Origin of the sequence: Chamaesiphon sp. OTE_75_metabat_556, from assembly GCF_031378165.1 — a bacterium.
Classification (GTDB): domain Bacteria; phylum Cyanobacteriota; class Cyanobacteriia; order Cyanobacteriales; family Chamaesiphonaceae; genus Chamaesiphon.
In genome coordinates this window covers 1-9535 of record NZ_JANNDR010000111.1, presented here as the reverse complement: position 1 = coordinate 9535, position 9535 = coordinate 1, and the positions used below count along the sequence as shown (strand labels likewise).

The 9535-nt window shown below is 47.4% G+C and carries 8 protein-coding genes and 1 pseudogene; 6 read left to right on the top strand and 3 right to left on the bottom strand.

Annotated features, from left to right (window positions below):
- On the top strand, positions 1-2388 hold a 2388-nt coding region (locus RMO27_RS04970), incomplete at its 5' end, for a DEAD/DEAH box helicase (protein ID WP_309729862.1).
- Positions 2389-2724: 336 nt separating this feature from the next.
- On the top strand, positions 2725-3300 hold the full coding sequence (locus RMO27_RS04965; RefSeq protein WP_309729858.1) for a phytochelatin synthase family protein: 576 nt from the start codon (positions 2725-2727) through the stop codon (positions 3298-3300).
- A gap of 111 nt (positions 3301-3411) precedes the next feature.
- Here RMO27_RS04965 and RMO27_RS04960 read toward each other — a convergent pair whose 3' ends face one another.
- Positions 3412-3951, bottom strand: a complete 540-nt coding sequence (locus tag RMO27_RS04960; RefSeq protein WP_309729855.1) for a gamma carbonic anhydrase family protein — start codon at positions 3949-3951, stop codon at positions 3412-3414.
- A 238-nt stretch (positions 3952-4189) separates the two neighbouring features.
- Positions 4190-5269, bottom strand: a complete 1080-nt coding sequence (recA, locus tag RMO27_RS04955) for a recombinase RecA (RefSeq protein ID WP_309729851.1) — start codon at positions 5267-5269, stop codon at positions 4190-4192.
- Between the two features lie 243 nt (positions 5270-5512).
- Here recA and RMO27_RS04950 point away from each other — a divergent pair, with 243 nt between their 5' ends.
- From RMO27_RS04950 to RMO27_RS04935, 4 genes and pseudogenes are all read left to right on the top strand, one after another.
- The gene (locus RMO27_RS04950; protein WP_309729848.1) at positions 5513-5842 is read left to right on the top strand and encodes a DUF2605 domain-containing protein; all 330 of its coding nucleotides are present in this window, start codon (positions 5513-5515) and stop codon (positions 5840-5842) included.
- A 160-nt stretch (positions 5843-6002) separates the two neighbouring features.
- Positions 6003-6311 carry a DUF2973 domain-containing protein gene (locus RMO27_RS04945; RefSeq protein WP_309729846.1) on the top strand — a complete coding sequence of 103 codons (309 nt, stop codon included), beginning with the start codon at positions 6003-6005 and terminating at the stop codon, positions 6309-6311.
- A 32-nt stretch (positions 6312-6343) separates the two neighbouring features.
- Positions 6344-7189: a DNA/RNA non-specific endonuclease gene (locus RMO27_RS04940; RefSeq protein ID WP_309729843.1), complete on the top strand. Its 846-nt coding sequence runs from the start codon at positions 6344-6346 to the stop codon at positions 7187-7189.
- Positions 7190-7291, top strand: a pseudogene (locus RMO27_RS04935) (type III-B CRISPR-associated protein Cas10/Cmr2); the annotation flags it as partial. It abuts the gene before it with no gap.
- Positions 7292-7372: 81 nt separating this feature from the next.
- Here RMO27_RS04935 and ligA read toward each other — a convergent pair.
- Positions 7373-9394 carry an NAD-dependent DNA ligase LigA gene (gene ligA / locus RMO27_RS04930; RefSeq protein WP_309729835.1) on the bottom strand — a complete coding sequence of 674 codons (2022 nt, stop codon included), beginning with the start codon at positions 9392-9394 and terminating at the stop codon, positions 7373-7375.
- Positions 9395-9535: the final 141 nt, after the last annotated feature.

Here is a 9535-nt window from a genome sequence, read left to right as displayed (position 1 = left end):
AGCGGACAACCGGTGATGCTCGTTAAAGAGAGTCCCTCCCGCCTCAAAGCGATCGAGATTAGCGATAGTCATCGCAAGATTAGTGAGATCTTGGGTGTGAAAAATCGGCTCGAAGTACCGGCACTGGCTAAAGAGCGCGTCTTAACGGCCATCAGTTCGATTTCCCAACTCGTTACTATTCATTCCGACATCGGTGGTGGTGCGGATAATATCGAAGAAGTACCCAGCGACCCCCACCCCCACGTCCAACTATTTCCGATCGGGACTGGCTTGAAACTGACCATCCTCGCGCGACCCTTCGCTCCCGCCGGGCCTTATTACAGCCCCGGGACGGGGGGTGAAACGGTCATTGCCGACATTGATGGCAAACGCCTTCAAACTAAGCGCGATTTGGCCGCAGAGAGCCGCTTGGCTGAGGCGATTATTAGTGCCTGTCCGCAGTTGGCAGACATGCCCACACTCGATGGCGAATGGTCGATCGAAAATCCGGAAACCTGTCTGGAATTACTAATTGAATTGCAAGCTCTCGCCGATGTCGTGACGATCGAATGGCCGGAAGGCGAGAAGATGCGCGTCAGCAAGCAAGCCGGTTTGAGTGATTTCCAACTGCGGATTAACCGCGAAAATGATTGGTTTGCAACTAGTGGCGAAATCAAAGTCAGCGAGGATGAAGTACTGGAACTGCAACAGTTGCTGGCATTACTCGATCGTACTCCCAGTCGATTTATTCCCCTCGGCGATGGGCAATTTCTCGCCCTCACTCAGGAATTTCGCCAGCGTCTCGACGAATTACGGTTGGTTTCGACTCGCAGCAAAAAAGGGTTGGGAATGCACCCCCTGGCTGCATTGACGATGGAGGACTGGATCGATGATATCGGCACTGTCGAGACGGATAAACACTGGAAGTCGCACATCAAAAAATTGCGCGAGGTAGCAAGTCTCGAACCAGAATTACCTTCCACCCTGCAAGCAGAATTACGGGATTATCAACTCGATGGCTTCCGGTGGTTGGCGCGTCTGGCTCATTGGGGTGTCGGTGCGTGCTTGGCTGACGATATGGGTTTGGGGAAAACGCTGCAATCGCTGGCCGTAATTCTCACTCGCGCCCCTAATGGTGCAACCTTAGTAATTGCCCCTACATCAGTGTGTATGAATTGGCTCAGTGAAGCCCAAAGATTTGCACCTACCCTCAATCCGATTCAATTTGGGAGTGGAGACAGACAACAAGCTTTAGACGGTTTAAAACCCCTCGATCTAGTCGTGTGCAGTTACGGCTTATTGCAACAAGAAGATGTCGCTGAAATGCTCTCGAAAATCGAGTGGGAAACAATCGTTTTAGATGAAGCCCAATCGATCAAAAACTTTGCTACTAAACGATCGCAAGCCGCCATGAATCTGCAAGGTAAATTTAAAATCGTGGCAACTGGAACGCCCATCGAAAATCACCTCGGCGAACTCTGGAATTTATTCCGCTTTATCAATCCTGGCTTACTCGGCTCCCTCGATGATTTTAATCTCCGCTTTGCCAATGCGATCGAGCGTTCGGGCACGGCACCATCCGAAAAATTACTCCAACGGAATACCCGCCTCCAACTCAAAAAACTGATCCAACCCTTCATCCTCCGCCGTCTCAAACGCGACGTTCTCACCGAACTCCCATCGCGCACCGAGATTACCCTCCAAGTCGAACTTTCTCAATCAGAAATGGCCTTCTACGAGGCTCTGCGCCAACAAGCGATCGCCAAATTAACAGACAGCGATGCACCCCCAGGCCAAAAACACCTCCAAGTCCTCGCCGAAATCATGAAACTGCGCCGCGCTTGTTGCAATCCGCAGCTGGTGAGTGCAGGTGTGCCAATTCCTAGTGCCAAACTTCAACTCTTCGGTGAAGTCCTCACCGAACTCCTGGAAAATAAACATAAAGCCCTCGTTTTCAGTCAATTTGTCGATCATTTACACATCCTGCAAGAGTATCTAGAAAGTCAAAAAATTGCCTATCAATATCTCGATGGTAGTACTCCCGCACGCGATCGCAAGTCCCGCGTCGATGCCTTCCAAGCAGGGCAAGGCGATGTATTTCTGATCAGTCTCAAGGCGGGCGGAACCGGACTCAATCTCACCGCCGCCGACTATGTAATTCACATGGACCCCTGGTGGAATCCCGCCGTCGAAGATCAAGCATCCGATCGCACTCACCGAATCGGACAACAACGTCCGGTAACTATTTATCGATTGGTTGCCCAACACACGATCGAAGAAAAAATCGTCGATCTCCACAAACACAAACGCGATCTCGCCGATAGTCTACTCGAAGGTGCCGATATGAGCGGCAAGGTATCGACGACTGAGTTATTGCGTCTGATTCACGAGCAACCTGTAGATATTTAGATCCAATTTACCAATCTCGATGGGGAAGATTCAGATCTTTAGCTGAAAGTAGATTGGTTAGAAAAATCGGCATCGTTAGCAATGAAGATCTGGTGTAGATAGAGAAAGCATTAGCGATTGTGCTCAGGCTGCGCTAGTGTCTAGATTTGCTATAGCGATCGAATCAAAATCGTCTATATATTTATTTACAACCGCTCTAGCAATGGTTTTAATTGAAATTATCACCATCACTGCGACAGCGTCATTGTGAAGTGACAAGCGATGTTATAATAAATTTCACGTTAAAAATAGTCCATAGCTCGTGCTGTCAATCTCAAATCAGGAGTATTTAAAATAATGAGTGCTGATTTTAGTAGAATTAAGCTGCTTGAATTCCAACAACCCCTCAGATGTTGCAATATCACGGCAGTGGCTTACGGATTGAGTGCCTTGGGCTACCAAACCGCCGTAGACGATATCTTTTATCAAATCCGCTTGCCAATTGGATCTGTACTGGACGATGGCATGACATTATCTGAAACCTATGATGCTTGCGCCCGATATATCGAAGTGGTGGATTTACCGTTAGTCGTAAAGGTTGAACATTTTGATAAACCCACCATGACGCTGGATGCATTTATTAAAGAGGTTGAAGCAGGTGTTGAGGCCGAACATAACATTCATATCCTCAACTTCAATACCCGGATTGCCCATGAAAATCCGAACCTAGAGGGCGGTCATTTTGCTTTACTTGCAGACTATGATGCCAACACCCAGGAATTGACTGTGGCAGATACGAATCCGAAGCGATACAATCGCTATTGGAAATGTCCAGTTGCGCTGATGTATCAGGCATGTGTAGATAAAGACTCGTCATCCGATCGATCTAGAGGCATGATGGTTTTGGAGAAAACGGAATCGCTATTAGGGTAATTTGTTTCGGCAAAGATTTTCACCTAATTGCCAATCCCCATCTGTGTTTATCTTCGATCGATCGCTAAAGTAATCGATCGAAGTTAGCAAATTTTAGATCGAGCGTTGTCTTTACTTAAAACCTAAATCTGTTCCCTTCCCTGCATGTACTAAAGCTAGTTGTGCGTATTTTTGGGCGTGAATAATTAAGCCCTGAGCTTCGGCATCATCGACTTGGCGCAGACATTTGGCGGGGATGCCAACCATCAGAGAACGCGGTGGGACATCCTTAGTCACCACACAACCCGCGCCGATAATACTGCCGCTCCCGACTCGCACCCCATCCAAAACAACCGCCCCAATCCCAATCAAGCAGCCAGTCTCGATATAGGCAGAATGAATCACCGCGCGATGTCCGACGGTGACATAGCTCTCCAAAATTGTCGGTTTGCCAGGATCGCCATGAATAATCGCCCCATCCTGAATATTCGTATGACTGCCGATCTCGATTCGCTCGACATCGCCTCGGACTACCACACCATACCAGATACTGACCCCAGACTCAATCGAGACATTGCCCATCACCACCGCGTTCATCGCTACAAATACCGCACCAGAGATGTCTACAGGTGCCCAAAAGGTCGGTAAATCTGGTCGATAAGGTAATTTCATCAGCGGATCAATGGTAACTACAGGCTCAATTTTACGCGATCGCCAGCAGTTAAGATTCAGCAATGTCTACAATTATCGATTCCCTACGGCAGGCCAAAGGCCAACGAGTTGGCGAAAATCAGTCAGCAAGAGGCAATCGAATCTCAACGGCATCAAAACTTTTCCTTGTCATCAAAAATTAGGGTAGGGGTAATTCATGAATTACCCCTACCCTAATTTTAAAACTTATACTATGAGTTTATTCTTCATCATCATCGTCGCCGTCTTCTACTTCTTCCTCAGCTTGCTTGAGCGTATTTGCAGATACAGTTACACCAGCATTGAGTTTATCCAAAACCTGTTGTTTCACTTTTGCGACAAACTCTGGATTTTCTTCCATGTACTTGACAGTATTGTCGCGTCCTTGTGCGAGATTGTCACCCTCATAGCTATACCAAGCACCACGACGAGTGATAATCCCAGTCTCATCAGCTAGATCTACCAAACAACCGACAGTAGAAATGCCCTTGCCGAAAATGATATCAAATTCGGCAATGCGGAATGGTGGCGCGACTTTGTTTTTTGCAACTTTGACTTTGACACGGTTACCGTACTCACCATCATTTGCACGTTTTAGGGTTTGAATGCGGCGAATGTCCAATCTGACCGATGCGTAGAACTTTAGTGCCGTACCACCAGTAGTAGTTTCGGGACTACCATAAACAACGCCGATTTTCTGGCGGAGTTGGTTGATGAAAATTACTGTGCAGCCGGATTTAGCAATGCTCCCAGTGATTTTGCGAAGTGCTTGGCTCATTAACCGAGCTTGCAACCCCATATGAGAATCACCCATATTACCTTCAATTTCGGCGCGAGGTACGAGTGCCGCCACCGAGTCAATCACGACGATATCGACAGCAGCAGAGCGGACTAGTTGATCGACGATTTCTAAGGCGGCTTCGCCTGAGTCTGGTTGAGAAACCAAGAGATTGTCGATATCTAAGCCTAGTGCTGCCGAATAGGTTGGATCTAGTGCATGTTCAGCATCAACGAAGGCAGCTACTCCTCCCGCTTTTTGGATTTCGGAAATGGCGTGGAGCGCGAGGGTGGTTTTCCCAGAGCTTTCGGGGCCGTAAATCTCAATGACTCTACCTTTGGGCAAACCGCCACCCAAGGCAATATCTAGGGTCATTGCCCCACTGGAGATGGTTTCTACCCGCATCCGCTGGGCATCACCGAGACGCATAATTGCCCCTTTTCCAAAAGATTTTTCGATTTGGTTGAGGACGAGATTGAGGGCTTTTTGTCTGTCTGGGCTATTTGTGATTTGGGTTGCCATTAATGCCTCTATGAACAAGGGGAAAGTTGAAGTTAGCTTGCCTTAGTTTAACTAGCAAAGGCTTGGTGCATAGGTACTATTGTACCGTCGATCGAGTCCAAAAGTCAAAGTTTGAGTGACTGTTCTTTCTAGGATAATCCGGATGTACTCGATCGATCGCTAATTATAAATTTTTTAATTAAGAATTGTAAAAAAGCCATTAGAATAGAAGTAAGATTCACAGAAATAGTCTGTCTGCACCTTATGTCTAAATCTCAGCCATCAGAGCAAGAACTACTGCAAACCATCCTCCAGCCCTTGCTGGTAGACTTTGAGTACTGGTTTGGCCGATCGAAAGAATTATTAGAGCGCGAGCCAATTGCCTTTCTCAGTCCCAATGCCCAAGCTGAATTATTAGCGCGGGTCGATCGCGCACGGCAAGAAGTCAGCGTTGCCAAGATGTTATTTAATGCCGTGGGCGGGCAAGCGGGGATCGAAGCTAGCCAAATGGTCGGTTGGCATCAGATCGTGACCGAATGTTGGCATGTCTCGATGCAGCTAAGACAGTCCGAACAGTCTAAGATAGAAGAGTAAGATCGCCCCGTTTGGTTTGAATTTCTCATAAAAGCTGCATTGACGGTCTAGAGGTGTCCGCCCACTTATTGGTAACAAAAGTGGTTACACCAGTCTGCCGGATCTCCCGCAACTTTTCACTTGCTACTTCTATTTTTGGCACGTTGTGTAGGACGATATCATGTTACAGATAATTTATTTAATTGCCTTCACTATTTTGGCATTTCTGGCGATCGGCAATTTAATTCGCAGTCTGATCGGGTTTAGTCGCGAGTCAGGGCAGCCCAGAGCCAGGAACGATGCCAGTGTTCGCGGCTACAGTTATCGGACGGGGACAGTGCCACATCCAGAATTGCTCGACGAGCTAGGCAATGTCACGACCGAACCATTACTAATTATGAAGTCGATTAGTATCGAGGATGCGCGTGCTAGACTGGATGCGCTGTACCATACCGATCGTCCTCGTCCGGCTGAGGGTGAAAATTTATAAGCAGCTAGCATCCATCTCAAATAGCGACCACCGTGCGAAAAGTAGCGTACCTCCTGATTTTGACGATCGCGATTAGCCTAGTTGCTTGTCGTAATCCTGACATCCCATCAGGGGGGGAAACAAAAGGTAATATCAACCTCCTGATGGGGAATCCGTCTCAAGCCACAACCTCGCCTGGGAATGCTGAGAATTACCTGATCGTCCGCCCTCAGTACGCGCTCTCCTATTCCAAAACTAAAGGGAGACCCAATTGGGTAGCTTGGCAACTTAATGCCTCCTGGTTGGGCGATGCTCATCGGGTCGGAAAATTTGCGCCAGATGAAGAGTTACCCACTAGCTGGGAACGCATTAGACCCTCAGACTATACTGGTAGCGGCTTCGATCGCGGTCATATGACCAATTCCGAAGATCGCAGTCGATCGCCAGAGGATAATATTCCGACTTTCTTGATGACCAATATTATCCCCCAATCGCCCGATAATAATCAGGGTGTGTGGGTACAGTTGGAAAACTATTGTCGGCAACTAGCCAGATCTGGGAAAGAGTTATTTATTATTTCTGGCGGACATGGACAGGGCGGCATCGGCAAAAACGGTCTCAAAGCAACTGTCGGGCAGGGTAAAGTATTAGTGCCAGCAGTCACATGGAAAGTAATTTTGGTCTTGGATAAACCCAACACTGGCATTGCTGGTGTCGATAAAAATACCCGCACAATCGCCGTCATTGTCCCAAATAAGCAAGGCATCAAATCCGATCCGTGGCGACAGTATCGCACCTCCGTGCGGGAAGTAGAAAAGCTTACTGGCTACAAGTTTTTCACCAATGTACCCGAAGATATTCGATCGGTCATTGATGCCAAGACTGATAATGTCCAGTAGCTAATTAAAGCCAGTCGCAAGATGCGGGGCTTTTGGGCGGGGTCGTGGATTTTGCACTACGTTTCAGCGCATATTAGTTGGAAACTAGCACAGAAGTATGGAATATTGGCAGTAATTTTGATCGCACCTGCTTTGATTTGAATAAATGCTGCTGATTTTGGCATGTGTAATAAGCTGTTGAAGTTATAGTGCCGTTATTAATTCCATCAATTCCGCTTCGGAAATTACCTTGACCCCCATTTTCTCGGCCTTCGCCAACTTTGAGCCAGCCTTTTCACCTGCTAATAAATAGTTAGTTTTAGCACTAATCGAATCCGAAACTTTGCCGCCATGACTCTGAATCAAATCTCTAGCTTCATCGCGCTTGAGTGTTGATAAAGTTCCAGTAATTACGAAGGTTTTTTCGGTGAATATTTCACTAATATTAGTATTCGCTACTACCGATCGCTCAAATTGTAATCCTGCTGCTTTCAATCGATCGATTAAGGCGATATTCTCTGGCTGTTGCAGCCAATTATATACAGATTGCGCCGTTTCTAATCCGACATCCCGAATATCTTGCAGATCGGCGATTGTAGCTTGACATAATAGATCGATCGACGGAAATCTTTCTGTTAAAATATTCGCGCCATTATTCCCAATTTGTCGAATCCCCAAACCATACAATACCCGCGACCAGTCACGAGTTTTAGAACTGGCAATTCCGTCAACAGTTTTGATTGCCGACTTCTCACCCATCCGTTCCAAAGTCATCAACTTTTCTATCGTTAAATCGTACAAATCGGCAACCGAACTGATGAATTTTCGATCGACTAATTGCTCGATTAACTTTTCCCCCACACCATTAATATCTAGAGCATCGCGACTCACCCAATGTACCAACGAACCCTTGAGCATCGCTGCACAGCTAGGATTATTGCAGCGCAACACGGCTTCCTGTTCTGGCTTGACTACTACCGAGTTACACACGGGGCAATTACTAGGCATTTTAAAAGCGGAAGTCCCAACCGGACGCAAATCTGTCAATACCCGCACGACTTTGGGAATAATTTCGCCAGCTTTGCAGACAATCACTGTATCGCCAATTCTGATATCTAATTGGTCGATCAGATCGCCGTTATGGAGTGTCGCTCGTTGCACTGTCGTTCCGCCCAATTGCACGGGTTCGAGGTGCGCCAAGGGCGTAATTGCCCCCGTTCTGCCGACGTTGACGCTGATGTCTAAGACTCGCGTCGGTGCTTCCTCTGCGGGATATTTGAGCGCGACTGCCCAGCGGGGGAATTTATTGGTGAAGCCTAATTCTTGTTGGAGTGCGAAATCATTGATTTTGACGACGACACCATCAGTCATGTAAGTCAGATTGAGCCTGTCGGTATTCCAGCGATCGTAATATTCGCCCACTTTTGCGGCATCCGCACATAATTCCCGATGGGGATTGACCTTAAATCCCATCTGTTCAAGCATTTCCAGTGATTCTAAGTGGCTATGCAGCTCGGTTTGTGGGGTAGTCGTCGGAATTTGCAGGGTATAGGCATAGAAATCTAATTTCCGTTGAGCGACCATTTTGGGGTCTAATTGCCTTAATGCTCCCGCCGCAGCATTGCGGGGATTTGCGAGGAGTTGTTCGCCGGCTTTTTCGCGTTCCTGGTTGAGTTGTTCAAATACCGCAATCGGCAAAAAAGCCTCGCCCCGCACTTCGACTATTGGCGGGGGATTGGCGATGTTTAACTTGAGCGGAATCGATCGAATTGTTTTGACGTTCTGGGTGATTTCTTCCCCCGTATCGCCATCGCCCCGTGTCGCACCGCGTACCAATAATCCATTTTCATATGTAAGTGCGATCGCCGAACCATCGATCTTCAATTCGCAGACATATTCAGCACTATCTTTAGTTTCTAGCTTCCGTTGCCAACCTGCTTCCCATTTGGCAAATTCGGCCATGTCAAAAGCATTTTCCAGGCTGTAGAGCGAGATATTATGCTTGACGGAAACAAATCCCGATGCCGGACGTTCGCCGACGCGCTGCGTGGGACTATCGACACTCACCAATGCGGGATATTGATGCTCTAAATCTTGCAGTTCCCGATACAACCTGTCATACACGGCATCTTCTATGACGGGATTGTCGAGGACGTAATAAGCATAGCCAGCCGCCTGAAGCTTTACTCGAAGTTGTTCGGTGCGGGTGATGATTTCAGGTGTCACGATTACCTCCGGTAGGCTATGCCAACGATCGCTGCTCAACGGTACTACTATAGTACAAGAATCCTATCAATTCCACAAGACTCGATCGAATACATATCACTAATTTGAGTCCAATTAATTAAATTGCTAGATGCGTTTTAG